Here is a 26,297-nt window from a genome sequence, read left to right as displayed (position 1 = left end):
GCCCGGGGCACCCCCCCTTCTGCCCGCCGGGCGCGGCAAAAACACACCCGCCGCCCAACCCTTCAACGCCGGGGTGCTAACCACCCCCCCCCCCACCCCGCCCCGCCCGCGCATCAACCCACCCGCACAAGGAGGTGCCCAGCCATGACCACCCACCGCATCCGCGTCGGTATCGACGTGGGCGGAACCTTCACCGACGCCGTGGCCGTCGACGCCACGACCCTCGAACTGCTGGGGCAGGTGAAGGTTCCCACCAGCCACCACCACGAGGACGGCGTCGCCCACGGCATCGTCGAGGCACTCGACCGGCTGCTGGAACAGACCGGCCGCGCCGCCGAGGATGTCGCTTTCCTGGCCCACGGCACGACACAGGCTACCAACGCCCTGCTGGAGGGCGATGTCGCCACCGTCGGACTGATCGGCATCGGAACGGGCCCCGGCGCCGTGCTCACCCGCCGGCTCGCCTCGCTCGGCAGGCTCGAACTCGCCCCGGGCAAGCGGCTTCCGCTCGCCTACGCCCATGTGGCCGACCCCGAGGACGCGGACGAGGTGCGCACCGCCGTCGACACCGTCACCCGGGAAGGCGCCCAAGTCCTCGTCGCCAGCGAGCCGTTCGGTGTCGACCGGCCGGAGGGCGAACAGGCGGTCCTCGAAGCGGCCCGCCCGCGCGGACTGCCGATGACGGCCGCACACGAGATCACCTCGCTGTACGGACTTGCCAAGAGGACCCGTACCGCCGTGGTCAACGCCGCGATCCTGCCGCGCATGCTGGCCACCGCCGACCTCGTGGACGCCTCCATCACCAAGGCCGGGGTGAACGCGCCGCTGATGGTGATGCGGTGCGACGGCGGGGTGATGTCGCTCGACGAGATGCGCAGGCGCCCGCTGTTGACCGTGCTTTCCGGCCCCGCCGCAGGGGTCGCGGGCGCACTGATGCAGGAACGGATCAGCGAGGGCCTGTTCCTGGAGACCGGCGGCACTTCCACCGACATCAGCGTCGTCCGCCGGGGCAAGGTCGCCGTCCGGCACGCCACCATCCTCGGCAAGGCGTCGTACCTCTCCGCCCTCGACGTGCGGACCGTCGGCGTCGGCGGCGGGTCCATGGTCCGGATCGGCGGTGGCCGGGTCGTCGGCGTCGGGCCCCGCAGCGCGCACATCGCCGGACTGCCGTACGCCTGCTTCGCCACGCCCGACGAACTGCGCGACGCGCGGATCACCACCGTCCGGCCGATGGCGGGCGACCCCGACGACTACGCCGTGATCGACGCGGCCGGCGGGCGGTACGCGATCACCATGACCTGCGCGGCCAACGCGCTGGGCCGGGTACCCGAAGGCGACTTCGCCCGCTGCGACCAGGAGGTGGCCCGCGCCGCGCTGGCCCCGCTGGCCGCGGCCCTGTCCACCGATGTCGCCACCGCGGCGGCCCGCCTCCTCGACGCCGGCACCGAGCAGGTCAGGGCCGTCACCGACGCCATGATCCGCGACTACCGGCTGGAGAAGGACACCGCGGTACTGGTCGGCGGCGGCGGAGGCGCCGCGTCCGTGACCCCGCACCTCGCGTCCGTCACCGGCCAGGAGGGCCGGATCGCCCGGCACAGCGAGGTCATCAGCCCCATCGGAGTCGCCCTCGCCCTGGTCCGCGAGCAGATCGAACGGATCATCCCGGGCGCCGGCCAGGAACAGATCCTCGCCGTCCGCGCCGAGGCCGAGGCGGCCGTCGTCGCCCAGGGCGCCGCCGCCGACGGCGTGGAGGTGGAGGTGACCGTGGACCCGCAGACCAGCACGGTACGGGCGGTGGCCACCGGCGCCACCGAACTGCGCACCCAGGACCGCTCGCACCGCGCCGACGGGAACGAACGGCTGCACGCCGCCGCGGCCAGCCTCAGGGCCGACCCGGCGGACGTGAGCATCCTCGCCACCACCCCCGCCCACACCGTCTACGGCACCGAGGTCCGGCGCCGCTTCCGCACCACCCGGCATCCCGTACGGGTCGTCGACGCCGACGGCGTCGTCCGGCTGCACGCCCCCGACGCCCTGGTCGAGACGACCACCGTCGCCGCCGCCCCCGAGACGCTCGCCCGGCTCGTCGGCGAGGCCACCTCGTACGGCGACGGCGGGGTCCGCGCCCCCGCCCTGCGGCTGCTCCTCGGCTCCCGCATCGCCGACCTCTCCGGCGTACTGGACCCGCAGCCGCTGCTCGCCCTGGCCCGCAGCGAACTCGGAACCCGCGCGGCGGACGAGCCCGTGGTCGCGGTCGTGGAGGCAAGGACATGACCACCACCGTCGGCCTCGCCGCCACCGACGACATCGAGTTCGGCGTACGGCTCCTGGCGGCCACCCCCACGCACGAAGGCCGCGACCGCGAACTGCTGCGCCACTGGGCCACCGTGGCAACGGAGTTCGGCGCCCGGCTCGCCCCCGCCCCGTCCCGCGCCCGAGTCGTCGAACGCGACGGTGGACTGGAACACGGCCTCCTCGCCCGCTACACCTCACGCCCCGCGACCGTCGAGCTGTACACCGACACCCTCGCCCGCGCCGAGGCCCTGGTCGACGAGAACGGCTGGCGCCACTGGTACCCGACGGGCTCGGTGCGCGCCGCGGCCCTCGCACACGAGGCCGTCCACGAACAGCTCCACCACGGCCCCGCGAAAGCAGCGCTGAAACAGGCACTCGGCCATGTCGTGCTGCGGATGGGACGCCGACGCCTGTACGGCCATGTCGCCGGGGCCGAGGAGATAGCCGCCCACGCCCACGCCCGCACCGCCTGCGGACTCGGCCGCAGCCCACTGCTGCTGACCGCCGCCCTCGCCACGGCCGGCGCGCACCACACCACTGCCCCGCACGGAAGAGAGAAGTAACGCCATGGGCGTCGTCATCCTCCTCGTCATGGCGGCCGGTGTCGCCGCGATGCTCACCCGGAAACTCCCCACGGCCTTCGCGCTCGTCGTCCTGGCCGTCGTCATCGCCCTCGTCGCGGGCGCCCCGCTCACCGGCGAGAACAGTGTCCTGGACACCGTCCTCCAGGAAGGGGCACCCGCCCTCGCCGCCACCATGATCGCCATCCTGCTGGGCTCCTGGCTCGGCAAACTCCTCGACGAGACCGGCATCGCGGGCACCCTCGTCCGCAAGATCGTCGAATTCGGCGGCGACCGCCCGGTCGTGGTGGCCCTCGGCGTCCTCGCCGTCTCCACCCTCGTCGGTACGGTGACGGGCTCCGCGCCCGCCGCGATGCTCGCCGGAATCATCGGCATTCCCGCGATGATCGCGGTCGGCATCCCCAAGGTCACCGCGGCCGGCACCATCCTGATGGGCATCGCGGCGGGCATGCCGTTCGAACTGCCCGTCTGGCAGTTCTTCTCGACGGCCCTCGAACTGCCCATCCCCACCGTGCGCGGCTTCATGATCAAGCTGTTCCCGTTCGCGCTGGCCGCCGCGGTCCTCTTCGTGCTCGTCGAGTCCCGCCGACGGGGCGTCGAGCACGCCTGGTCCGCCAAGTCCCTCACCCCGAAACCGCGTTCGAGCCGGCGCGCCCGGCTCGGCGACGCCCCGTGGTACGCGCTGCTCACCCCGGTCGTGCCGCTGGTCCTGGCCCTCGGCCTCGACGTGGCCATCATTCCCTCGCTGCTCGCCGGCGTGCTGTACTGCCTGGTCACCACCACCCGGCCGCGCGAGATGAACAAGCGGCTGCTGCGCACCCTCTACGGCGGCTTCGAGGTGGCCGCCGCACCGATCACCCTGTTCATCGCCATCGGCATCCTGCTCGCGGCCGTGAAACTGCCCGGGGCGATCGACGCGCTGGAACCCCTCGTCAAGGCGGTCAGCCCGCAGAACGCGGTGCTCTTCGTGCTCGTCTTCACCGTCCTGGTGCCGCTCTGCCTCTACCGGGGACCGCTCAACGTCTTCGGCCTCGGCGCGGGGATCGCCGGCGTCCTGATCGCCGCCGGGATCTACCCCGCCACCGCGGTGCTCGGCCTGGCCACCTCGTACAACCAGGTGTTCGGCGTCGCCGACCCCACGAGCACCCAGACCGTGTGGAGCGCGCAGTACGCGGGCGTCACTCCGCAACAGGTGATGATCCGCACCCTGCCCTACGTCTGGGCCGTCGCCCTCGGAGGCTTCTGCGTGACCGCCGCCACCTACCTCTGACACGGTCACCGCTGGACAGGGCGGTGCTGACCACGGCGATGCTCCCGGCCGGGGCGACGGGCGCGAGGCGCTTGCTACGCGTCCGCGACCGAGTCGAACGGCACCTCGTCCCGGGCCACGCCCCGTGCGTCCGCGTCGACGGAGCGGCGCAGGGCCTCGTGGAGCTTGGCCGGGGTCAGCACGCCGAGGAACCGGGGGCCGTCCAGTACCGCCACCCACCCGGCGTCGTGCTGGAGCATCTCGCTGAACGCCTGCTTCAGCGGGGCGCCGACCGGTACCCAGGCGTCCATCCTGCGGGCCAGTTCGCCGACCGTGCCGTGCTCGCCGGCGATCCGCAGCGCGTCCGCCGCCACCCAGCCGTGCAGATCGCCGTCGCCGTTCAGCACCACCGCCCAGCGGGCGCCCGCCCCGCCCAGCCGGGCCGCCGCCGTGCCGGCCGGCTCGTCCAGCCGGGCGACCGGCGGCTCCTCCAGATCCTCCGGCTCGATCGTGGTGACCGAGAGCCGCTTCAGGCCCCGGTCGGCGCCGACGAACCGCGCCACGTACGGGGTCGCGGGTGCCCCGAGCACGGCACCCGGGGTGTCGAACTGCTCGATGCGCCCCGCCCCGTACACCGCGATCCGGTCACCCATCCGGACCGCCTCCTCGATGTCATGGGTGACCATCAGAACCGTCTTGCGGACCGTCGCCTGCAAGCCCAGGAACTCGTTCTGCAACCGCTCGCGCACCACCGGGTCGACCGCGCCGAACGGCTCGTCCATCAGCAGCACCGGCGGATCCGCGGCCAACGCCCTTGCCACGCCCACCCGTTGGCGCTGGCCGCCGGAGAGCTGCGCGGGGTAGCGGGAACCGTATGTCTTCGGGTCGAGGCCCACCAGATCCAGCAGCTCCGCCGCCCGCTCCCTGGCCCTCGCCCGCTTCCAGCCGACCAGCGCGGGAACGGTCGCGGTGTTGTCGAGGACCGTGCGGTGCGGGAAGAGACCGACCTGCTGGATCACGTAGCCGATCCGGCGGCGCAGCTTCACCGGGTCCACCCCGGAGATGTCCTCGCCGCCGACGAGGATCCGGCCCGACGACGGCTCGATCAGCCGGTTCACCATCATCATCGTGGTCGTCTTGCCACAGCCGGACGGCCCGACGAGGGTGACCAGCTCGCCCTCGGCGACCTCGAAGGACAGCTCGTCGACCGCGGTCGTACCGTCCGGATACACCTTGCCGACCTGCTCGAACCGGATCATGCCTGCACGGTAGGAGGCCTCCGGGCGCCCCGCACACGGGCCGCGACTGTCCGTGTCACGGCCGTGTGCTGAACTGTCCGTGGCACATCTGATTCAGGAGCACCTTGTGAGCAGCTACCGGCATCCCGGCATCGTCTTCACCGACCGCTATTTCACGGTCCCGCTCGACCACAGCGACCCGGGCGGTGAGCAGATCGAAGTCTTCGGCAGGGAGGCCGTGGCGAGCGGCCGGACCGGCGAGGAGCTGCCGTGGCTGGTCTATCTGGAGGGCGGCCCCGGCTTCGGCGCCCGGCGGTTCGTCGGCACGGAGGCCTGGCTGGGGCGGGCCGTGCAGGAGTTCCGGGTACTGCTGCTCGACCAGCGCGGCACCGGCCTGTCCACCCCCGCCAACCGGCAGACCCTGCCGCTGCGCGGCGGCCCGCGCGAGCAGGCCGACTACCTCACCCGCTTCCGGTCCGACAGCATCGTGCGCGACTGCGAGCTGATCCGCCCGCAGCTGACCGGCGGCGAACCGTGGACGGTCCTCGGCCAGTCCTTCGGCGGCTTCTGCGCGGTCCGCTATCTGTCGGCCGCGCCCGAAGGACTCAAGGCCGTCCTGATCACCGGCGGGCTGCCCTCCCTCGACGCGCACGCGGACGACGTGTACCGGGCCGCCTACCCCCGCATCGAGCGCAAGGTCGCCGCGCACTACGCCCGCTACCCGCAGGACGTCGAGCGCGCCCGGGAGATCACCGCCCATCTCCTCGAACACCCCACCGACAGCGCGGGACACCGCCTGACCGCCGAGGGCTTCCAGTCCCTCGGCATCATGCTGGGCGGCGGCAGCGGCAGCCACCAGCTGCACTACCTGCTGGAGAACGCCTTCGTCCGCACCCCGCACGGCACCGAGCTCTCCGACACCTTCCAGGAGGCCGTACGCACGGCCTCCTCGTTCGCCGGACACCCGCTGTACGCGCTGCTCCACGAGGCGATCTACGGCCAGGACGAGCGGCCCACCGACTGGTCCGCCGAGCGGGTCCGTGCCGAATTCCCGCAGTTCGACGCGGCCGGGGCGCTCAAGGGCGACGGCCCGGTGCTCTTCACCGGGGAGAGCATCCACCCCTGGCACTTCGAGGTGGACCCGGCGCTGCGCCCGCTGCGCGAGACCGCCGGGCTGCTGGCCGCCCGCACCGACTGGGCGCCGCTGTACGACACCGAGCGCCTGGCGGCCAACCAGGTACCGGTCGCGGCAGCCGTGTACCACGACGACATGTACGTCGACACGGAACACGCGCTGCGCACGGCCGCGTCGATCCGGGGCCTGCGCACCTGGGTGACCAATGAGTACGAGCACGACGGGCTGCGCGCGGGCGGACCGCGGGTGCTGGACCGGCTGCTCGCCCTGGTCCGGGACGACGTCTGACCCGGTCCGTGTGCGGGTGGAGGCGGCCGGCGCCTCCCCCGCACGGCCCCACAGAAGTCAGCTCCGAAGGGCGCGCAGCGTGTCGTCCAGGCCGGTGGCCGCGCGCGGGGCCCGGTTGTACGGCAGCTTCGACAGGGCCGCCGCCATGCCGCACGTGTTGCTCACGGCGGAGAACACCAGGCCGGAGCCGATACCGGCGGAGATCCAGCGCGCCGCAGGGAACCGCACCCCGGCGAGCAGACCCGCCACCACGAGCGAACCGGCGGCGAGCCGCACCTGACGCTCCATCGGCCAGGTCGCACGGGCCCCGGCGGGGTGGTCGAGATCGCGCCCCTCGCCCTCCCAGGCCGAGGTGCCGCCGGAGAGCGTCATGGCGTCGACGTCGGCGGCGGCGAGAATGTCGCAGGCCCGGGTGGAGCGGACTCCGGAGGCACACACCATCAGCAGCGAGCCGCGGGCCGCGGCGGACTTCAGCGCGGGAACGGCCTCGGAGAGGCGGTCCAGCGGGATGTTCAGCGCACCGGGGACATGCCCGGAGGCGTACTCGCCGGGGGCCCGCACGTCTATCACGGTGAACTCCGCGAGACGGGCCGCGGCCTGGGCGGGGGAGAGGGAGACGGGGCTGGTCACGAGCTGTGTTTCCTTTCGTTCACCGGGGCTCGGGAGGAACTCGGTCCGCCCTTCCCCGGTCGGGCTAGAATACCCCTTGGGGTATCAGGAGGAGGATGTGTGGAACTCGACATGGCGGCCGACGAACTGAAGTCGGTCCTCAACCGCCTTCGCCGCGCACAGGGCCAGCTCGCCGGGGTGATCCGGATGATCGAGGAGGGCCGGGACTGCGAGGACGTGATCACTCAGATGGCGGCGGTCTCCCGGGCGCTGGACCGGGCCGGTTTCGCGATCATCGCGACGGGCCTCCAGCACTGCATGGCCGACGGCGGCAGTGAGCCGGAGGACCGGGACCGGATGCGGGCGCGGCTGGAGAAGCTCTTCCTCTCGCTGGCCTGAGCCGGCCGGGGGCGGCGCCGTGGCTCATGCCACGGCGTCGATGAGCATGAACACGGCCACGGCCAGCAGCGCCGCCCCGAAGATCCGCTGCAGGGCGGCCGTGGACACCTTCGCGGCGAGCCGCCGCCCGTCCCAGGCGCCGAGCACCGCCGTCGCCGTGAACGGGGCGATCACCGCCCAGTCCAGCGCGGTGGGCGTGGCGAGACGGGTGACCAACGCGGCCATGGAGTTCACCGTGATGACCAGCAGGCTGGTGCCGACCGCCGCGGTCATCGGGAGGGCGACCACGGTGACCAGCGCCGGGACCACCAGGAACCCGCCGCCCACACCGAGGAACCCGGTCACCGCGCCGAGCCCGGCACCCGTCCGCGCCACCCGTCCGGCGGGCGCGCCGCCCGCATCGGTTCCGGCCTCCGGCCCCGGCCCGGTCCGTGGCCGGAGCATCCGCACCGCGGCGACCGCCGCGAGTACGGCGAACCCCGCGGTCAGCGCCCCGGCCGGGACACGTACCGACAGCGCCCCGGCGATCGCGGCCGGAATGATCCCGGCCGCCGCGAAGAGCCCTCCGGTACGCCAGCGGATCCCGCCCTCCCTGGCGTGCGCGACCAGCCCGGTGAGGGAGGTCACGATGACGATGAGCAGGCCGGCCGTGGTCGCCGCTGCCGGGGTGAAGCCGAGCGGATAGATCAGCGCGGGGACGGCGAGCACGCTCCCGCCGCCCCCGAGCCCGCCGAGCGCCAGGCCGACCACCGCACCGGCGACCAGTGCCACGATCAGTGCGCTCATGCCGCGGAGGGCGGGGCCACGGGGGCGGCGACACTCAGGCCGGCCTCTGCCGCCGCACCGAATCCGTCGTCGACGGCCACCACCTCGCGCCCCGACGCATCCAGCATCGACGCGGCGATCGCCGCCCGTGCCCCGCCCGCGCAGTGCACCCACACCACGCCGGGCGGCACCTCGCCCAGCCGCCGGGGCAGCTCGTGCAGCGGAATGTGCACCGCCCCCGCGATCGCACCCCCGAGGTGCTCGGTATTCCTGCGCACATCGAGCACCACCGGGTCCTCGCCCCGCTCCCGGGCCGCCGCCAGGCCCGTGAAGTCGGACCTGCGCAAGGACCGCAGCGCCGTCGCCGGACCCGTCCAGTCCTCGGGACGTCCGGTGGCCGCGGCGGCCGGACGGTCCATCCCGACCCGGGACAGCTCCCGCTGGGCATGGGCGATGTCGGCGGCGGTGCTCGCCAGCAGGGTGACCGGCCGGCCCCACGGGATCAGCCAGGCCAGATACGTGGCGAGCGGGCCGTCGCCCTCGAAGTTGAACGATCCGGCGACATGCCCCTCGGCGAACGCGACCCGGCTGCGCAGGTCCACCACCCACTCGCCCGCGGCCAGCCGCCGGGATATCTCCTCGGCGTCGGCCGGGCGGGGCGGGGTCAGATCGACCGGGGCCGGTCCCGCCGCGTTGGCCGGGCCCATGTGCGCGTAGTACGCGGGGATGTCGTCCAGACCGGCGAGCAGCTCTGCGACGAAGGTGTCCACGTCCTTGACCAGCGCGTCGTTGTGCCGGCGCTCGTCGCCGATCGTCGTGGCCGACCCCTCGGCCTGCGAGGAGGAGCAGAAGCTGCCGAAGCCGTGCGTGGGCAGCACGGGCACCGAGTCCGCGAGTTCGGCGGCGAGGCGGTGCACCGAGGCGTGCTGGGCGCGGGCCAGCCGGGCGGTGAGCCGGGGCTCCACCAGGTCGGGCCGGCCCACGCTGCCGATCAGCAGCGAACCACCGGTGAAGGCGGCCACGTCACGGCCCTCCTCCTCCAGCACGTACGAGGTGTGGTGCGGGGTGTGTCCCGGGGTTGCGAGGGCGCGCAGCACGAGGCCGTCGTCGACCGGGGCGATGTCACCGTCCGCGACCGCGACCCGGTCGAAGGAGACCTGTGCCGCCGCGGGCACCAGATAGCGGGCCCCGGTGACGCGCGCCAGCTCCAGGCCGCCCGTCACGTAGTCGTTGTGCAGATGCGTCTCCACCACCAGGGCGATCCGTACACCGCGCCGGGCGGCGGCGGCGATGACCCGGTCGATGTCGCGCGGCGGGTCCACGACCGCGGCGGCCCGCTGCCCGCCTGCCAGATAGCTGCGGTTGCCGAGGCCCGCGGTCTCGATGGTGTCGACGAAGAACACGACACGGCTCCTTCCGTGATGCTTTACCCCGGGGGGTATCTCTGAATCAGGTTAACATCAATACCCCGGGGGGTATGCCTGGCCTGGGTGAGACTTGCGCGACGCCGGGCGGACGGGCTCTGGGAACGCGGGGCGGCGGCGAGCGGCGGAGGCTAGCCTGCCGACATGACCCAGCAGCTCGAACCCATGCCCACCGACTGGCGGCGCGCCCTGGCCGTGGTCGCGCACCCCGATGACCTGGAGTACGGCTGCGCGGCGGCGATCGCGGGCTGGACCGACGAGGGCCGCGAGGTCACCTACCTCCTCGCCACCCGCGGGGAGGCCGGCGTCGACACGCTGGAGCCGGAGGAGTGCGCACCGCTGCGCGAGCGCGAGCAGCGGGCGAGTGCCGCCGTCGTCGGTGTCGTCGAGGTGGAGTTCCTGGATCACCGCGACGGTGTGATCGAGTACGGCCTCCCGTTGCGCCGGGACATCGCCGCCGCCATCCGCAAGTACCGCCCCGAGCTGGTCATCACGATCAATCACCGCGACACCTGGGGCGGCGTTGCCTGGAACACCCCCGACCACCGGGCGGTCGGCCGCGCAACCCTCGACGCCGCCGCCGACGCCGGCAACCGCTGGATCTTCCCGGAGCTGGCCCGTGTGGGGCTCCTGCCGTGGAACGGGGTGCGGTGGGTCGCGGTCGCCGGGTCGAACGCGCCCACCCACGCGGTCGACGCGACGGCCGGGCTGGAGCGTTCGGTGAAGTCGCTGCTGGCGCACCGTACGTACATCGAGGCGCTGACGGACGAGGACCCCGAGGCTTACTGCCGTACCTTCCTGACCGGTCACGCGCGGGCCGAGGGGGAGCGCTTCGGCGGCCGTCCGGCCGTCGCGTTCGAACTGTTCACCCGCTGACCCGGGTCCGGGTTCCGCCCGGAATCGCGGCTGTGCGTGTTCGGGGTCACGCATGCGCGGGTACTGCTTCTGAAGGAAAAACCGCAGGTCCACGTGTCGATGTTGTCCAGACCATTGACATGTAAGCGCCACGATGTTGAATTCGGTGGTGTTCTGTTGCGCGACTCTGATGACTTGAGTGATCAATGGAGGACCTGTGACGCCTCGCCCACCCCGTCTCACCGCGCTCGGCACGGCGGCGACCCTGCTCGTCGGCGTTCTGCTGACCGCCGTCCCGGCCGCCCAGGCAGCCGGCGACACCCCCGCCGCCGGCCCGGCGAAGTCCGCGGCCGGCCGGGCGGCCCCCGCCATCACGCCGACCCCGCAGTCCGTGAAACCCCGTACGGACCGGATCACCATCAGCCCGACCGTCACCCTGGTCGCGGGCGGCATCTCCGACGAGTCCGCCCTCCAGGTCGTGGAGAGCGCGCTGCGCCGGGCCGGCGCCCAGCGGGTCGTACGCGCCGACAGACCCGCCCGGAGCGGTCTCACCGTCCATGTCGGTGACTCCGCGGCACTCGCCGCGCAGCACATCGACGGCCCGGAGGCACTGCCCGCCGACGGCTATGTGCTCGGCATCGGCGCCGGTCGCATCGTCCTCGCGGGCAAGGACACCACGGGCACGTACTACGCCGCGCAGACGCTGCGTCAGATCCTGCCGGACGCCAGGCACCCGGGGGCCGAGGTCGCCGGGCTCGCGGTGCGCGACTGGCCCGGCACCGCACTGCGCGGCGTCATCGAAGGGTTCTACGGCACCCCCTGGTCGCACGAGGCCCGCCTCGACCAGCTCGACTACTACGGCGAGCACAAGATGAACATCTACGTGTACTCGCCGAAGGACGACGACTACCTCCGCGCGAAGTGGCGCGACGCCTACCCGGCCGACCGGCTGGCCCAGATCGAGGAGCTCGCCGACCGGGCCGCGCAGCGGCACGTGGAGTTCACCTACGCGCTTTCGCCCGGCCTGTCCGTCTGCTACAGCTCGGACGCCGACGCCAAGGCGCTGGTGGAGAAGTTCCAGACCATCTGGGACATCGGCGTACGCACCTTCGCGGTGCCGCTCGACGACATCAGCTACACCGACTGGAACTGCGCCGAGGACAAGGCGAAGTGGGGGACCGGCGGCGGCGCGGCGGGCGCGGCGCAGGCGTATCTGCTCAACCGGGTCAACAAGGAGTTCATCGCCACCCACCCGGGCGCCCAGCCGCTCCAGATGGTCCCGACCGAGTATTACAACGTCTCCGCCTCGCCGTACAAGAAGGCGCTTTCCGAGCAGCTCGACCCCAATGTCCTGGTCGAGTGGACGGGCGTCGGCGTCGTCGCGCCGACCATGACCGTCGCGCAGGCCGAGGCCGCCCGTACGGTCTTCAATCACCCGATCCTGACCTGGGACAACTACCCGGTCAACGACTACGCGACGAACCGGCTGCTGCTCGGCCCGTTCAGCGGACGCGAGAAAGGCCTGCCCGGCAAGCTGGCCGGGATCACGGCGAACCCGATGATCCAGCCGTACGCCTCGAAGCTCGCGCTGTACACCGTCGCCGACTACGCGTGGAACGACGCCGCGTACGACCCCCGCACCTCATGGGGCGAGGGGCTGAAGGAGTACGCGGGCGGCGACCCGCGCACGCAGAAGGCGCTGCGGGCCTTCGCCGACGTGAACTACAGCTCGGCGCTCAACAAGGACCAGGCCCCCGAACTGGCGGCGGAGTTCGCCCACTACTGGAAGTCCGGTGACTCCTCGCGGCTCGCCCGGGTGCTCGGCGACCTCGGCGCGGCCCCCGGCCGGCTGCGCGACGGCCTGACGGACCGCGGCTTCGTCGCCGACTCCGGACCCTGGCTGGATGCCACCGGGGCCTGGGCCACCGCGGCCCGCACCGCCCTGCGCATGGTCGAGGCGGCCCGTGCCGGAAAGGGCGCGCAGGCCTGGCAGCTGCGACAGCAACTGCCCGCGCAGGTCACCGAGGCGAAGTCCTTCACCTACACCGGGCTCGACGGGCGCAAGGTGCCGGTCCTCGTCGGCGACGGCGTCCTGGACCGGTTCATCGAAGCGGCGAACGCCGAGCACGACCGGATCCTCGGAGTGAGCGGTCGCCCCACGGCCTCGACGAACCTCGGCACGTACCAGAGCAACTCCGTCGCCCGGATGCTGGACGGCGACGACTCCACCTATTTCTGGAGCGACGGGGCGCCCGCCGCGGGTGACGCGGTCACCGTGGACCTCGGCCGGGTCCGGGACATCGGCTCCGTGACCCTCGCCATGGGCAAGCCCGGCAGCGCCGAGGACTACCTCCACGAAGGGGTGCTGGAGTGCTCGGCCGACGGGCAGAGCTGGCAGCAGCTCACCGCCTTCTCCGGAAAGCCGGACGTCACCGCGACCGCCCCCGCCGGGACCGAGGCACGCTACGTACGCGCCCGGGCCACCGCCGGCCAGGACAGCTGGCTCGTCGTACGGGAGTTCAGCGTCCCGACCGAGGACGGCGCGGTGACCGGGGGACCGCCCGCCGAGGCCGGATCCGCGCTGCGCGCGGCGTCCGACGGGGACCTGGGCACCGTCTACCGGGCGGCCCGCGCACCGGAGGCCGGGGAGACGCTGGAGCTGGGGCTCGTCGCGGCGCGCGCCGTGCCTGCCGTCACCGTCCTCCAGCCGGCCGGGTCCGCGGCCCGCGCCGACATCCAGCTGCGCGGCACCGACGGAACCTGGCGGACCGTCGGCACGCTCGACGGCCCGTACACCCGGGTGGACACGGCGGGCCGCACGGCCGACGCGGTGCGGCTCGCCTGGCGCGCCGGGTCGCAGGCACCGCGGATCGCCGACATCGTGGTGGCCGGCCAGGACTGACCCCCGCGCCGGCCAGGGCTGCCCCGCCGGCAGCCGCCCCGCGCCCGGTCCGGACCGAGACTCCTCGGTCCGGACCGGGCGCACCCATGTCCGCAGCCGGCGGAAACCGGCACCGGCAGGTTGTTCCCAGACGGGCAAGCGACCGCTTAGTATGCGCCGGAGCAGTGGTAATGCCGACAGTGTTGTGGAGGCCCCTCATGCAGGCATGGCGAGTGCACCGGAACGGCGAGCCGAGCGAGGTGATGCGGCTGGAGGAGAAGGACCGGCCCACGCCCGGCGACGGGCAGGCGCTCATCGAGGTGCTCGCGGCGAACATCAACTTCCCCGACGCGCTGCTCTGCCGCGGCCAGTACCAGGTGCGGCCGCCGCTGCCGTTCACCCCCGGCGTGGAGATCTGCGGCCGGACCGCCGACGGGCGGCGGGTGCTCGCCACCCCCGCCCTGCCGAACGGCGGGTTCGCGGAGTACGTCGTCGCGGACGAGGCGGCACTGCTGCCCGCCCCGGACGCCCTCGACGACGCCGAGGCCGCCGCCCTGCACATCGGCTACCAGACGGGATGGTTCGGCCTGCACCGCAGGGCGCACCTGCGGGCGGGCGAGACCCTCCTGGTCCACGCGGCGGCCGGCGGGGTCGGGAGCGCCGCCGTGCAGCTCGGCAAGGCCGCCGGTGCCACCGTCATCGGCGTGGTCGGCGGGCCGGAAAAGGCCAGGACCGCCACCGAACTCGGCTGCGACCTGGTCATCGACCGCCGCACCGAGGACATCGTCGCCGCGGTCAAGGAAGCCACCGGCGGACGCGGCGCCGACGTGGTGTACGACCCGGTCGGCGGCGACGCCTACGCCAAGTCCGTGAAGTGCGTCGCCTTCGAGGGCCGGGTGATCGTCGTCGGTTTCGCGAGCGGCGTCATCCCCACCCCGGCGCTGAACCACGCACTCGTCAAGAACTACTCGATCGCCGGACTCCACTGGGGCCTGTACAACACCAAGGACCCGGCCGCCGTCCGGGCCTGCCACGACGAACTCACCCGGCTCGCCGCCCAGGGCGTCGTCAAGCCGCTGATCAGCGAACGCGTCGAGCTGTCCGGGGCCGCTTCTGCCGTCCAGCGGGTCGCCGACGGCACCAGCACCGGCCGGATCGTCGTACTTCCGACCGGAGCCGCCCGATGACCACGCCCGACGCGGCCGAACTCCGCCGCCGCACCCAGGAACTGCTCGCAGCGCACCCCCCGGCCGGCACCGGACGCACCGAATTCCTCAAGGCCCGCTTCGACGCCGGACTGGCCTGGGTGCACTACCCGGCCGGCCTCGGCGGGCTCGACGCGCCACGCTCCCTGCAACCCGTCGTCGACGCCGAACTCGCCGCGGCGGGCGCCCCCGACAACGACCCGCGCCGGATCGGCATCGGCCTCGGCATGGCCGCCCCCACCGTCCTCGGCTACGGCACCGAGGAGCAGAAGCAGCGCTTTTTGAGGCCACTGTGGGTCGGCGAGGAGGTCTGGTGCCAGCTCTTCAGCGAACCGGGCGCCGGCTCCGACCTCGCGGCACTGGGCACCCGCGCCGTCCGCGACGGCGAGGACTGGGTGGTCGACGGGCAGAAGGTCTGGACATCCAGCGCCCATCTGGCCCGCTGGGCGATCCTCATCGCCCGCACCGACCCGGACCTGCCCAAGCACCGAGGCATCAGCTACTTCATCTGCGACATGACCGACCCCGGCGTCGAGGTCAGGCCGCTGCGCCAGATCACCGGCGAGGCCGAGTTCAACGAGGTCTTCCTGACCGGCGTACGCATCCCCGACAGCATGCGCCTCGGCCCGGTCGGCGAGGGCTGGAAGGTCGCACAGACCACGCTGATGAACGAGCGGGTCTCCATCGGCGGAGCACGCGTCCCGCGCGAGGGCGGCATGATCGGCCCGGTCGCCCGCACCTGGCGCGAACGCCCCGAACTGCGCACCCACGACCTCCACCAGCGGCTGCTCACCCTCTGGGTCGAGGCCGAGGTGGCCAGGCTCACCGGCACCCGGCTGCGCCAGCAGCTCGTCGCCGGACAGCCCGGCCCCGAGGGCTCCGCAATGAAGCTGGCCTTCGCCCGGCTCAACCAGGAGATCAGTGGCCTGGAAGTCGAACTGCTCGGCGAGGAAGGGCTGTTGTACGACGACTGGACCATGCGCCGGCCGGAGCTCGTCGACTTCACCGGCCGGGACGCCGGCTACCGCTATCTCCGCTCCAAGGGCAACTCCATCGAGGGCGGCACCAGCGAGGTGCTGCTCAACATCGTCGCCGAGCGCGTCCTCGGCCTGCCCGCCGAGCCGCGCAACGACAAGGACGTCCCCTGGAAGGACCTGGCCCGATGACCGCACCGAACGAAGAGTCCCACGCCCCCGATCTGCTGTACTCGCAGGCCGAGGAAGATCTGCGGGCAGCGGTCCGCTCGCTGCTCGCCGACCGGGGTGACGCGCCGACGGTGCTCGCCCGCGTCGAGTCCGGCACGCCGTACGACCCGCAGCTCTGGGAGGCCCTCGCGGTCGGCATCGGCGCCGCCGGGCTGCTGGTGCCGGAGAAGCTCGGCGGGCAGGGCGCGAGCCATCGCGAGGCCGCGGTGGTGCTGGAGGAGCTGGGCCGGGGCGTCACCCCCGCGCCCTATCTGACCAGCGCGGTCGTCGCGACGGAGACCCTGCTCGCACTGACGGCGCAGGAGGGTCCGGCCACCGGACTCCTCGGTGAACTCGCCGCCGGCCGCAGGGTCGCGGTGCTCGCCGTGCCGTTCGCCGCCGCGCGGCCCGGCGCCGCGCAGCCGGTCGGGGTGGTGGCCGACACGCTCGACGGCACGGTGACCGGCGTCGCCGACGCGGCCGCCGCCGATGTGCTGCTGGTGCCCACGACCGACGGCCTGTACGCGGTCGATACGGGTGCCGAGGAGGTCGCCGTCGAGCCGCTCGTACCGCTCGACCTGACCCGGCCGCTCGCCGCCGTCACCCTTCGCGCGGCGGCCGGAACCCGGCTGGCCGACGGCGCGTCCGCGGTCGCAGCCGTGCGCCGGGGCCTGCTGACGGGCGCCGGACTGCTCGCCTCGGAGCAGCTCGGACTCGCCGAGTGGTGCCTGACCGAGACGGTCCGGTACACCCGGGAACGGCACCAGTTCAACCGGCCGGTCGGCTCGTTCCAAGCACTCAAGCACCGTATGGCGCAGCTCTGGCTGGAGGTCGTGTCGGCCCGCGCCGCCGCGCGCAACGCCGCGGACGCCCTCGCGGCAGGCAGCCCCGACGCGCCCCTGGCGGTGGCCGTCGCGCAGGCGTACTGCTCCGGGGTCGCCGTGCACGCCGCCGAGGAGTGCGTCCAGCTGCACGGCGGCATCGGCATGACCTGGGAACACCCGGCGCACCTGTACCTGAAGCGGGCCAAGGCCGACTCGATCGCCTTCGGCACGGCCGGACAGCACCGCGACACCATCGCCGGTCTCGTGGAACTGCCGGCACCACAGGGACGGTAACAACCGGCGGAAGCCCGGGACTTGGAGCGGAGGCGCGCGGAGGCGCACCTCCGCTCCGCCGTTTCTCCGTACGGCGGGGTACCGAGCACCCCTTTACCTGCTGTTTAATTGCGATCGTTTTGCAATAGCATTCGATCTTCAACAAGGGGTGCAGAGTATGACGGCCCGATCGATACGGGGAGCGGCCGCCGCGACGCTGACGACCGTGCTGTTGTCGACCGCGACGGCCTGTTCGCAACCGGGAGGCCCGGACGGCGGCGGCTCCGGATCGGGCGCGGCGGACTCGGCGGTGGTCGGCATCGCCTACGAGCCCGACAGCCTCAGCCCGCTGCTCGGCTACGGCAAGGACGGCAACTCCAAGATCTTCGACGGGCTGCTCACCCTCGACGCCGGCATGAAACTGCGGCCGGCGCTCGCCACCGCCCTGCCCGAGGTGAGCGACGACGGACTGACGTACACGTACCGGCTCCGCGAGGGTGTGAAGTTCAGCGACGGCGAGCCGTTCGGCGCGAAGGATGTGGTCTTCACCTACCGGACCATCCTCGACGAGAAGACCAACAACGCCTCCCGCACCGAACTCGACGCGGTGAGGAGCGTCGAGGCGGCCGGCGACGACACCGTCGTCTTCACGCTCAAGTACCCCTACGCGCCCTTCGCCCAGCGCACCGTCCTGCCCATCGCCCCCGAACACATCGCGGGCAAGCAGGACGTCAACACCGGCGAATTCACCACCCACCCCATAGGCACCGGACCGTATCTGCTCACCAAGTGGTCCAAGGGCGAGAAGATCGCCTTCAAGGCCAACCCCGGCTACTGGGGCGGCGCGCCGAAGGTGAAGAAGTTCACCATGGCGATCATCAAGGACGACGACGTGCGCGCCACCCGGCTGCGCTCCGGCGAACTCGACGGCGCGATCCTGCCGCCCAACCTGGCCAAGGGCTTCGCCCGCGGCAGCGGCACCCGGACGTACGCCGCCACGACGTACGACTACCGCAACGTGACCCTGCCGACCCACAACAAGGTCACGGGCGACATCGCCGTCCGCCGCGCGCTCGATGTCGCCGTCGACCGGAAGGCCATGGTCGACTCCCTGCTCAACGGCGAGGGCAGGCCCGCCTACGGCCCCGTCCCCACCGACAGCGAATGGTTCACCAAGGGCACCGAACGCCCCCACGACCTCGCCGCCGCGAAGAAGATCCTCGACGATGCCGGATGGAAGCCCGGCAAGGACGGCATCCGCACCAGGAACGGCGAGCGCGCCGCCTTCCCGCTCTGGTACCTCACCGGCGACAAGCTGCGCCAGGACCACGCGCTCGCCTACGCGTCCGATGCCAGGAAGGCCGGCATCGACATCACCACCGAAGCCGGGACCTGGGAGGTCATCGAGCCGCGGATGAAGCAGGACGCGGTCCTGGCGGGCGGCGGATCGCCCGCCGACCCCGACTTCGACCAGTACACCCTGCTGAAGTCCTCGCTCGCGGGCGACGGCTTCAACAACATGGCGTGGTACGACAACAAGGCCGTGGACCGGGCCCTGGAATCGGGCCGCAGAAGCGGTGACAGCGCCGAACGCAAGGCCGCCTACGACACCGTCCAGCGCGAACTGGTGAAGAACCCCGGCTACACCTTCCTCACCCACATCGACCACCTCTACGTGGTGAAGGACCGCTTCGGCCCGCTCACCACCCAGGTCGAACCGCACGACCACGGACTGGCGTCAGGCCCGTGGTGGAACGTCGAGGACTGGACGCCGAAGAAGTGAACCACCGCCTCCCCTGGGGGCCGATGGGCAGGATGGCGGGACGGCGGGCACTGCTCGCCGTCCCCGTCCTGGCCGCCGTGACGTTCGGTGTCTTCGCCGTCGCCGCCGCCTCCCCCTTCGACCCGGTCAAGGCGTACGCGGGCACCGCCGGCCTCACCGCCTCGCAGGAGAACCTCGACCAACTGCGGGCCAACCTCGGCGTCGACCAGCCGCTCGTCGCCCGCTGGTGGAACTGGCTGACCGCCGCGCTCGGCGGCGACCTCGGCGACTCCGCCGTGATGCGCCAGCCGGTCGCCGACGTCATCGGCGAACGCCTGGGCTGGTCCGTACTGCTCGCCGCGACCGCCTTCGCCGTCGCGGTCGTCCTCGGCACGGGTCTCGGCGTGCTCGCGGCTCGCAGGCCCGGCCGCCTGCTCGACCGTTGCGTCAGCTCCGCCGCGTACACACTCGAAGCCGCCCCGGCCTTCTGGCTCGGACTGCTCGCCATCTGGCTCTTCGCCCTGGAACTCGACGTGCTCCCGGCCGGCGGCCTCACCGACGCGGCCAGCGACACCGTCACCCCCGGTCAGGTCGCCACCCATCTGGTGCTCCCGGCGGCCGTGCTCGGGATCTCCCAGCTGCCGTGGTTCTTCCTCTACGTGCGCCAGGGCGTCGCGGACGCGCTCGACGAGGACCCGGTGCGCGGCGCCCGCGCCCGCGGACTGCGCGAACGCACCGTACTGCTCGGCCACGCACTGCGCTCCGGAATGCTGCCCACGCTCACCCTCATCGGCTCCCGCGTCCCCGAACTCATCACCGGCGCCCTGCTCGTCGAGACGGTCTTCAGCTGGCCGGGCATCGCCGCCGCCACCGTGCAGGCCGCCACCTCCGTCGACTTCCCGCTGCTCGCCGCGCTCACGGTGCTCGCCACCGCGGCCGTCGTGCTCGGCAACCTGCTCTCCGATCTGCTGTACGCGATCGCCGACCCGAGAGTGGGCTTCGATGGCTGACATCGCTCCGGCATCCGCACGCCGGACCACCCGCCGCGTCCGGGTGGCCGCCTCCGCCGGGATCGTCGGCGCGGTACTGCTCGCGGTCCTGCTGGTGCCGCCACTGGTCCAGCTCGACCAACAGGCCGTCGACCTCGCCGCAAAGCTCCGGCCACCGTCCTCGGAGCACCCGTTCGGCACCGACGACGTCGGACGTGATCTGCTGCTGCGCTGCGTCTACGGGCTCCGCGTCTCGCTGCTCGTCGGCATCGTCGCCGGGCTCACCGCGACCGTCATCGGGACCGCGGTCGGCGCCCTGGCCGCGGCGTTCGGCGGCTGGACCGATCGCGTCGTCATGCGGCTCGTGGACACCTTCTCGTCCGTGCCGCATCTGCTGCTCGGCATCTTCATCGTCGCGATGTTCCGGCCCGGCGTCGGCCCGGTGATCGTGTCCGTCGCCCTCACCCACTGGCTGTCGACGGCGAGGATCGTCCGCGCCGAGGTGTTGTCACTGCGCTCCCGCCCGTTCATCGACGCGGCGGTCTCCGGCGGCGCCTCGCGCGGCCGGGTCGTCGTGCGGCACCTGCTGCCCGCCGTGCTTCCGCAGGCCGGCCTCGCCGCGGTGCTCATGGTGCCGCACGCCATGTGGCACGAGTCCGCGCTCTCCTTCCTCGGGCTCGGACTGCCCACCCATCAGGCGAGCCTGGGCAACCTCGTACAGACGGCCCGGGGCTCGCTGCTCGCGGGCGACTGGTGGCCGACGCTCTTCCCCGGCCTGTTCCTGATCGTCCCGACCCTCGCGCTGGCCGGCCTCGCCGGAGCCTGGCGGGAACGGATCAACCCGCGCCGCCGATCGGAGCTGATGCTGTGAGTACCGTCCCCGGCCCCAAGGCGCCGGTGAGTGCCGCCCCCGTCACGAAGGCGCCGGTGCTCTCCGTGCGCGGGCTCTCCGTGCGGTTCCGGATGCGCGGCGGCCGCCACATCGCCGCCGTCAGCGACGCGCACTTCGACCTCGCCGCGGGGGAGTGCCTGGCCCTGGTCGGCGAGAGCGGCTGCGGCAAATCCGTACTGGCCTCGGCGCTGCTGGGACTGCTCCCCGGCAATGCGCGGACCTCGGGCTCGGCGCTCCTCGGCGACGGCACCGAACTCCTCACCGCCGGTGAACGGACCCTCGCCCGAATGGTACGGGGCCGCCGCATCGGACTCGTCCCGCAGAGCCCCGCCGCAAACCTCACCCCGGTCCGCACCGTCCGCTCCCAACTGCAGGAGACCTTGCGCGAGCTGACCGGCACCCGCGGTTCCGCCGTGCGCCCGGCCGCCGAACGGGCCGCCGCACGCGCCTCCTTCCCGGCCGGACACCTCGACCGGTATCCGCACGAACTCTCCGGCGGCCTCGCCCAGCGGGCCGCGACCGCGCTCGCCCTGATCGGCGAGGCGCCCCTGCTCCTGGCCGACGAGCCCACCACCGGACTCGACCGCGACCTCGTCGAGCGGACCGTCGACGAACTGCGGCGCCACACCGACGGGGACCGGGCGCTCCTGCTCATCACCCACGACCTCGCGGCGGCCGAGCGGATCGCCGACCGGGTCGCCGTGATGTACGCGGGACGCATCGTCGAACTCGCCGACGCCGAGCGGTTCTTCGGGGAGCCGGGACCGCGCCACCCGTACGCGCGCGGCCTCCTGGACGCGCTGCCGGAGCGCGCCTTCGTACCGATCCCCGGCATGCCGCCGGAGCTCGGGGCGCTCCCCGAGGGCTGCGCGTTCGCGGCCCGCTGCGGCCACGCCGACGACCGGTGCGCCGTACTGCCCCCGTTCGACGGCCGTCTCGCCTGCCACCACGAGGTGCGGGCGGACGGGGAGGAGCCGGTCCGTGCTTGAACTCACCCGCGTCACCGCCGGATACGACCCCCGCGATCCCGTCGTACGCGAGGCGTCGCTGAGCATCGCGCCGGGGGAGTCGGTCGGACTGCTGGGCCCGAGCGGCTGCGGCAAATCCACCCTGGCCAGGGTCGCCGCGCTGCTGCACCGCCCGTACGCGGGCACGGTCGTGCTCGACGGCGAACCGGTACGCGGCTGGCGGCACGCCGCCCCGCGTGCGCAGCGCACCGCCGTCGGCGTCGTCTTCCAGCAGCCCCGGCTCTCCGCCGACCCCCGGCTCACCCTGCGCGAACTCATCGCCCAGCCGCTGCGGGCCACCGGCCGCCGCGCGGAGGTGCCGGACCGGGTGGCCGCACTGGCGCCCGCGGTCGGGCTCACGGCCGAACTGCTCGGCCGTCGCCCGCACGAGGTCAGCGACGGTCAGTTGCAGCGCGCCTGCCTGGCGAGGGCGCTGGTCCTGCGGCCGCGCTGGCTGATCTGCGACGAGATGACCGCGATGCTCGACGCCTCGACGACCGCCGCGCTGGTCGCGGTGGTGGAGACCTACCGGCGGGAGTCCGGGGCCGGACTGCTGGCCGTCGGACACGACCGGGTGCTCCTGGAACGCTGGTGCGACCGCACGGTCGGCTGGCGGACGGTGTGCGGCGCGGACGGCAAGGCGCGGGAGTCCATGAGCCCGACCCCGTAAGTCCATACCCCGGCACCTGACTCCCCGTCACCCTTGTGGACGAGTCCATGACAAAGAAGTCCACTCGTCCGGTGAAGGAGCAGGGAAATGCAACGAGCACGCGCCACCGTCGTGGTGGTGATTCTCGCGGTCGCCGTCTGCCTCGGTCTGGCCGGCCCGTCCGGAGCTGCCGGCCAGACCCCGGGTTCGTACAGCAACTACACCTTCCCGTCCGGGACGGCCCCCCTCGACGAGGTCACCTTCGGCACCACCGTCCAGTCCGACCCGGGCCGGGCGAACGTCTTCTGGTCCCACCAGTTCGGCTTCACCAACGGGGTCGGTGGCTACATCGGCATGCAGCGCAACCGCTCCGGCGGCGGCCTGTTCCTCTTCTCGCTCTGGGACTCCACCGGGGGCCGGGCGGGCGACTCCGGTACGTACTGCCAGACCTTCGCCGAGGGCGGCACCGGCTACACCTGCCGGCTCGCCGAGCGCTTCACGGCCGGGCACCACTACCGCTTCCGCGTCGCGCCGGACACCGCCGCCGGCTGGTACCGGGCCACGATCACCGACGCCACGGCCGGGACGTCCTTCGTCCTCGGCAGCCTGCAGATCGGCACCGGCGCGAAGGTCGCCACCGGCGGAATGGTCGACTGGGTCGAGTACTTCGACTGGAACAACAACGCCGCGACCTGCGCCGACTCGCCGTACTCCAAGGCCCTGTTCGACCTGCCCGGCGGCACGGCGGGCGGCGCCGACGTCACCGCCGCACTCGGCGCCACCAGCGTGAGCGGCACATGCTCCGGCGACGCCGCGGTGAAGGGCCAGAGCGGCGGCAGTGTGCACGAGGACGGCATCGGCAACTCCTCGTCCGGATCCGTCGTCGGAGCCGCCGGCGCCTGCGTCGACATCCCCGGCGGCACCACGGGCACGCAGCTGAACCTCTGGAGCTGCACCGGCGGCAACAACCAGAACTGGGTACGGGCCGCCGACGGCACCCTCCGCGCGCAGTTCCAGTGCATGACCGTGAGCGGCACCACCGTACGGACCGCGGCCTGCGACGGCTCGGCCGCGCAGCAGTGGCGGACCGACGGACCGGCCCTGGTCAACCCGGCCACCGGTAAGTGCCTCGACGCCTACGGCGGCGGCAGCGCCAACGGCACCCCGCTCGGCATCTACACCTGCAACGGCGCCGCCAACCAGCGCTGGACGCTCCCGGCCTGATCAAGAAAACGGCAGTCGACGGTCGGACGACGACCGGGGCAACTCTTGTGCGGGCCCTGCCCGCAGAGGTGATCACCGTCGCATACTCGGTCGCGTCCGCCCGTCCGGTCCACCACGCTCTCCCGGGAGAATCCATGGCGTTCCCGACCCGCCGAACCGTCGTCACCACCGCACTCGCCGCCGCGGCCGCAGGTGCGCTCCTGCCTTCCCAGGCCGCCGCCTCCGACGGCGCCGCCACGTCCCCGGCCGCACGGCACCACCGCACCCGCGCCCTGCGCAGGGCCCACGCGCACAACGACTACCTGCACCCGCGCCCCCTGCACGACGCGCTCTCGCACGGCTTCACCAGTGTCGAGGCCGACATCTTCCTGGTGGACGGGGAACTGCTCGTCGCCCACGAGGCCACCGACCTCGACCCCTCCCGCACCCTCGCATCGCTCTACCTCGACCCGCTGCTCGCCAGGGTCCGGGCCAACCACGGCACGGTCCACCCCGGCTACCGCGACCCGGTGCAACTGCTGATCGACATCAAGACGGACGGGGCCGCCGCCTACCTCGAACTCGACCGGCAGCTCCGGCACTACCGACGGATGCTGACGTCGTACCACCACGGCCGGGTACGGCCCGGCGCGATCACCCCCGTCATCTCCGGCGACCGCGCGGCTCGCGTCCCGATGGAGACGCAGAGCACCCGGTACGCCTTCTACGACGGCCGGCCCGAAGACCTCGGCACCGCGGCCGGCGCCTCGTTCATCCCGCTCATCAGCAGCAGCTGGACCGACGGCTTCAGCTGGCTCGGCGCGGGCCCCTTCCCCGCCGCCGAGCGGGACAAACTGCGCGCACTCGTCGCCACGGCCCATCGCGGCGGTCAGCGGATCCGCTTCTGGGCCACCCCCGACACGCCGGGACCGGAGCGGGAAGCACTCTGGACGGAGCTGCTGGCCGCCGGGGTCGACCACCTCAACACCGATGATCTGGCGGGTCTGGAGCGCTTCCTGCGCACCCACGACCGGTAGGGCCGGACCGGGACGGCCCGTCCCCGCGGCCGGCCGGACGTGACACCCCGAGCGTGACAGCCAGTCAACACCCGGATGGCGGACACGCCAGTCGTCCGGATGGCTCCTCCGCTGCGCCACACTGGCGGCCGAATGCCGCATTCCGGCGCGGCGGAGGAGGTTGGCCATGGCCATTTCGATCTCACTGGTGCTGCTTCTGGTGATCCTCGCGGTGATCTTTCTCCGCAACGGGGGGCTGAAGCTCTCGCATGCGCTGGTCTGCGCCATGCTCGGGTTCTTCCTCGCGGGTACGAGCATGGCGCCGACCATCCAGGACGGCCTGGCGGCCACGGCCGACGTCGTCAGCAGCCTCAAGCCCTGAGGCCACCGGACACCGTGTGACGCGCCGCCGCTCCGGCTACCGGACCGGCGGCGCAGCCGTGCTCCTCCGCACCACGAGCCGCGTGGGCACGAGCGTGGTGCCGCGCTCCGTCCCGCTCTGGCGGACCTGCCGCAGAACACCCTCCACACAGCGGCGCCCCACCTCGGCGAAGTCCTGGTGGACGGTGGTCAGCGGCGGCAGGAACGAACCGGACTCCGGAATGTCGTCGAAGCCGATGACGGACACGTCCTGCGGCACCCTGCGGCCGCTCTCCTGAAGCGCCCTCAACAAACCGAGCGCCATCTGGTCGTTGGCGGCGAACACGGCCGTGCAGTCGTCCTGTCCGGCGAGGTGGAGACCGGCGCGGTAGCCCGAGTCGGCCGACCAGTCGCCGCGTACGAGCGGGGGAGCGTCGCGTCCCTCGTCGGCGAGGGCGGCGCGCCAGGCGTCGGCCCTGCGCTGGGCGGCGTACGACTCCTCGGGGCCCGCGAGATGCCACACGGTACGGTGCCCGAGGCCCAGAAGGTGGCGTACGGCGTCGCGGGTACCGCCCGCCTGGTCGGTGTCGACCACGGTGTGACGGTCCCCGGCGTCCGAGTCCGCCACCACGACCTTGACGTGCGGCGGCAGGGACAGGCGGGCCGTGTCGAGGAGGTGGACCTCCATGATGACGATGACCGCGTCGACGGCGAGCTCGCCCAGCCGGGAGAAGGCGCCGCGGACCTCGTCCTGCGTGGGCACGGCGACCGGCAGCAGTGTGACCGCGTAGCCCTCGTGCGCGGCCGACGTGGCGATGGCTTCGAGGGTGCGGACGTTCCCGGTGGTGGAGAGCGAGAAGGTGATGACACCGATGGTGCGGAACTCGCCGCGCTTGAGGGCGCGGGCGGCGCTGTTGGGCCGGTAGCCGAGCTCCTTCATGGCGGCGAGCACCTGCCGGCGGGTCTCCTCGTTCACGCCGGGGAAACCGTTCGAGACGCGGGAGACGGTCTGTGACGAGACGCCCGCGATCCGGGCCACATCGGCCATGGACACGCTCTGCTTCCGGCGGGCCGCCCGGGGCGTGGTCCCCGTCCCGGCTCCTGGAGCGCCCTGCTCCGGGGTGCTGTCCGCTGCTTCCACCGTCTCCCTCTCCAGCTGCCGTCGCCCGGAACGGCTCTTGACCGTCGCCCTGGGGCAGTGTAGACATTCCGCC

Annotated in this window: 23 protein-coding genes; 18 read left to right on the top strand and 5 right to left on the bottom strand. The window is 72.8% G+C overall.

Features of this window, described 5'->3' with window-relative positions; genetic code table 11:
• Window positions 1-144: 144 nt before the first annotated feature.
• The 3 genes from ACFVH0_RS14185 to ACFVH0_RS14175 are packed head-to-tail and all read left to right on the top strand — an operon-like array spanning window position 145 to window position 4,146.
• Window positions 145-2,274 (top strand): hydantoinase/oxoprolinase family protein, encoded by a 2,130-nt coding sequence (locus ACFVH0_RS14185; RefSeq protein WP_385819854.1) that lies wholly within the window; start codon window positions 145-147, stop codon window positions 2,272-2,274.
• Complete coding sequence (locus ACFVH0_RS14180) at window positions 2,271-2,858, top strand: hypothetical protein (RefSeq protein WP_385819852.1); 588 nt, start codon at window positions 2,271-2,273, stop codon at window positions 2,856-2,858. Before ACFVH0_RS14185 ends, ACFVH0_RS14180 begins: the two co-directional genes overlap by 4 nt.
• A 4-nt stretch (window positions 2,859-2,862) precedes the next feature.
• Window positions 2,863-4,146 carry a transporter gene (locus tag ACFVH0_RS14175; protein WP_385819850.1) on the top strand — a complete coding sequence of 428 codons (1,284 nt, stop codon included), beginning with the start codon at window positions 2,863-2,865 and terminating at the stop codon, window positions 4,144-4,146.
• 74 nt (window positions 4,147-4,220) lie between these two features.
• Here the strand turns inward: ACFVH0_RS14175 and ACFVH0_RS14170 are convergent, their stop codons facing one another.
• Window positions 4,221-5,384: an ABC transporter ATP-binding protein gene (locus ACFVH0_RS14170; protein WP_385819848.1), complete on the bottom strand. Its 1,164-nt coding sequence runs from the start codon at window positions 5,382-5,384 to the stop codon at window positions 4,221-4,223.
• Between the two features lie 106 nt (window positions 5,385-5,490).
• Between ACFVH0_RS14170 and ACFVH0_RS14165 the strand changes: the two genes are divergently transcribed.
• Window positions 5,491-6,786 (top strand): alpha/beta fold hydrolase, encoded by a 1,296-nt coding sequence (locus ACFVH0_RS14165; protein WP_385819846.1) that lies wholly within the window; start codon window positions 5,491-5,493, stop codon window positions 6,784-6,786.
• Window positions 6,787-6,843: 57 nt separating this feature from the next.
• Here ACFVH0_RS14165 and ACFVH0_RS14160 read toward each other — a convergent pair whose 3' ends face one another.
• Entirely contained in the window at window positions 6,844-7,416 is a 573-nt protein-coding gene (locus ACFVH0_RS14160; protein ID WP_385819844.1) for a rhodanese-like domain-containing protein, read from the bottom strand.
• A gap of 99 nt (window positions 7,417-7,515) precedes the next feature.
• Between ACFVH0_RS14160 and ACFVH0_RS14155 the strand changes: the two genes are divergently transcribed.
• Window positions 7,516-7,794, top strand: coding sequence for a metal-sensitive transcriptional regulator (locus tag ACFVH0_RS14155; protein ID WP_124720304.1), 279 nt, complete (start codon window positions 7,516-7,518; stop codon window positions 7,792-7,794).
• Window positions 7,795-7,818: 24 nt separating this feature from the next.
• Here the strand turns inward: ACFVH0_RS14155 and ACFVH0_RS14150 are convergent, their stop codons facing one another.
• Window positions 7,819-8,580 (bottom strand): sulfite exporter TauE/SafE family protein, encoded by a 762-nt coding sequence (locus ACFVH0_RS14150; RefSeq protein ID WP_385819842.1) that lies wholly within the window; start codon window positions 8,578-8,580, stop codon window positions 7,819-7,821.
• Complete coding sequence (locus tag ACFVH0_RS14145) at window positions 8,577-9,962, bottom strand: rhodanese-like domain-containing protein (RefSeq protein ID WP_385819840.1); 1,386 nt, start codon at window positions 9,960-9,962, stop codon at window positions 8,577-8,579. Before ACFVH0_RS14145 ends, ACFVH0_RS14150 begins: the two co-directional genes overlap by 4 nt.
• Before the next feature lie 165 nt (window positions 9,963-10,127).
• Here ACFVH0_RS14145 and ACFVH0_RS14140 point away from each other — a divergent pair, with 165 nt between their 5' ends.
• The 13 genes from ACFVH0_RS14140 (at window position 10,128) to ACFVH0_RS14080 (ending at window position 25,105) form a co-directional block, all read left to right on the top strand.
• Complete coding sequence (locus ACFVH0_RS14140; RefSeq protein WP_385819838.1) at window positions 10,128-10,859, top strand: PIG-L deacetylase family protein; 732 nt, start codon at window positions 10,128-10,130, stop codon at window positions 10,857-10,859.
• 196 nt (window positions 10,860-11,055) lie between these two features.
• Window positions 11,056-13,740 (top strand): beta-N-acetylglucosaminidase domain-containing protein, encoded by a 2,685-nt coding sequence (locus ACFVH0_RS14135; protein WP_385819836.1) that lies wholly within the window; start codon window positions 11,056-11,058, stop codon window positions 13,738-13,740.
• A gap of 197 nt (window positions 13,741-13,937) precedes the next feature.
• Window positions 13,938-14,906, top strand: coding sequence for an NADPH:quinone oxidoreductase family protein (locus ACFVH0_RS14130; RefSeq protein ID WP_385819834.1), 969 nt, complete (start codon window positions 13,938-13,940; stop codon window positions 14,904-14,906).
• A complete protein-coding gene (locus ACFVH0_RS14125) occupies window positions 14,903-16,090 on the top strand; it encodes an acyl-CoA dehydrogenase family protein (protein WP_385819832.1) in 1,188 nt (395 codons plus the stop codon). Before ACFVH0_RS14130 ends, ACFVH0_RS14125 begins: the two co-directional genes overlap by 4 nt.
• Complete coding sequence (locus ACFVH0_RS14120) at window positions 16,087-17,226, top strand: acyl-CoA dehydrogenase family protein (RefSeq protein WP_385819831.1); 1,140 nt, start codon at window positions 16,087-16,089, stop codon at window positions 17,224-17,226. Before ACFVH0_RS14125 ends, ACFVH0_RS14120 begins: the two co-directional genes overlap by 4 nt.
• 157 nt (window positions 17,227-17,383) lie before the next feature.
• Window positions 17,384-18,988, top strand: a complete 1,605-nt coding sequence (locus ACFVH0_RS14115) for an ABC transporter substrate-binding protein (RefSeq protein ID WP_385819829.1) — start codon at window positions 17,384-17,386, stop codon at window positions 18,986-18,988.
• A gap of 23 nt (window positions 18,989-19,011) precedes the next feature.
• Entirely contained in the window at window positions 19,012-19,977 is a 966-nt protein-coding gene (locus ACFVH0_RS14110; RefSeq protein WP_385820025.1) for an ABC transporter permease, read from the top strand.
• On the top strand, window positions 19,970-20,827 hold the full coding sequence (locus tag ACFVH0_RS14105) for an ABC transporter permease (RefSeq protein WP_385819827.1): 858 nt from the start codon (window positions 19,970-19,972) through the stop codon (window positions 20,825-20,827). The genes ACFVH0_RS14110 and ACFVH0_RS14105 overlap by 8 nt, the downstream gene beginning before the upstream one ends.
• Before the next feature lie 92 nt (window positions 20,828-20,919).
• Window positions 20,920-21,837 (top strand): ABC transporter ATP-binding protein, encoded by a 918-nt coding sequence (locus tag ACFVH0_RS14100; protein WP_385820023.1) that lies wholly within the window; start codon window positions 20,920-20,922, stop codon window positions 21,835-21,837.
• Window positions 21,830-22,525: an ABC transporter ATP-binding protein gene (locus tag ACFVH0_RS14095; RefSeq protein ID WP_385819825.1), complete on the top strand. Its 696-nt coding sequence runs from the start codon at window positions 21,830-21,832 to the stop codon at window positions 22,523-22,525. Before ACFVH0_RS14100 ends, ACFVH0_RS14095 begins: the two co-directional genes overlap by 8 nt.
• Window positions 22,526-22,612: 87 nt before the next feature.
• On the top strand, window positions 22,613-23,728 hold the full coding sequence (locus ACFVH0_RS14090; protein WP_385819823.1) for a ricin-type beta-trefoil lectin domain protein: 1,116 nt from the start codon (window positions 22,613-22,615) through the stop codon (window positions 23,726-23,728).
• Between the two features lie 134 nt (window positions 23,729-23,862).
• Complete coding sequence (locus ACFVH0_RS14085) at window positions 23,863-24,744, top strand: phosphatidylinositol-specific phospholipase C/glycerophosphodiester phosphodiesterase family protein (protein WP_385819822.1); 882 nt, start codon at window positions 23,863-23,865, stop codon at window positions 24,742-24,744.
• A 166-nt stretch (window positions 24,745-24,910) separates the two neighbouring features.
• Window positions 24,911-25,105: a hypothetical protein gene (locus ACFVH0_RS14080; protein ID WP_385819821.1), complete on the top strand. Its 195-nt coding sequence runs from the start codon at window positions 24,911-24,913 to the stop codon at window positions 25,103-25,105.
• Window positions 25,106-25,141: 36 nt separating this feature from the next.
• Here ACFVH0_RS14080 and ACFVH0_RS14075 read toward each other — a convergent pair whose 3' ends face one another.
• Window positions 25,142-26,131, bottom strand: a complete 990-nt coding sequence (locus ACFVH0_RS14075) for a LacI family DNA-binding transcriptional regulator (protein ID WP_385820021.1) — start codon at window positions 26,129-26,131, stop codon at window positions 25,142-25,144.
• Window positions 26,132-26,297: the final 166 nt, after the last annotated feature.

The organism is Streptomyces sp. NPDC127117 (genome assembly GCF_042677325.1).
GTDB lineage: Bacteria > Actinomycetota > Actinomycetes > Streptomycetales > Streptomycetaceae > Streptomyces.
The sequence above is the reverse complement of the archived record's forward strand: the minus strand, read 5'-3'. Positions and strand labels throughout refer to the sequence as shown.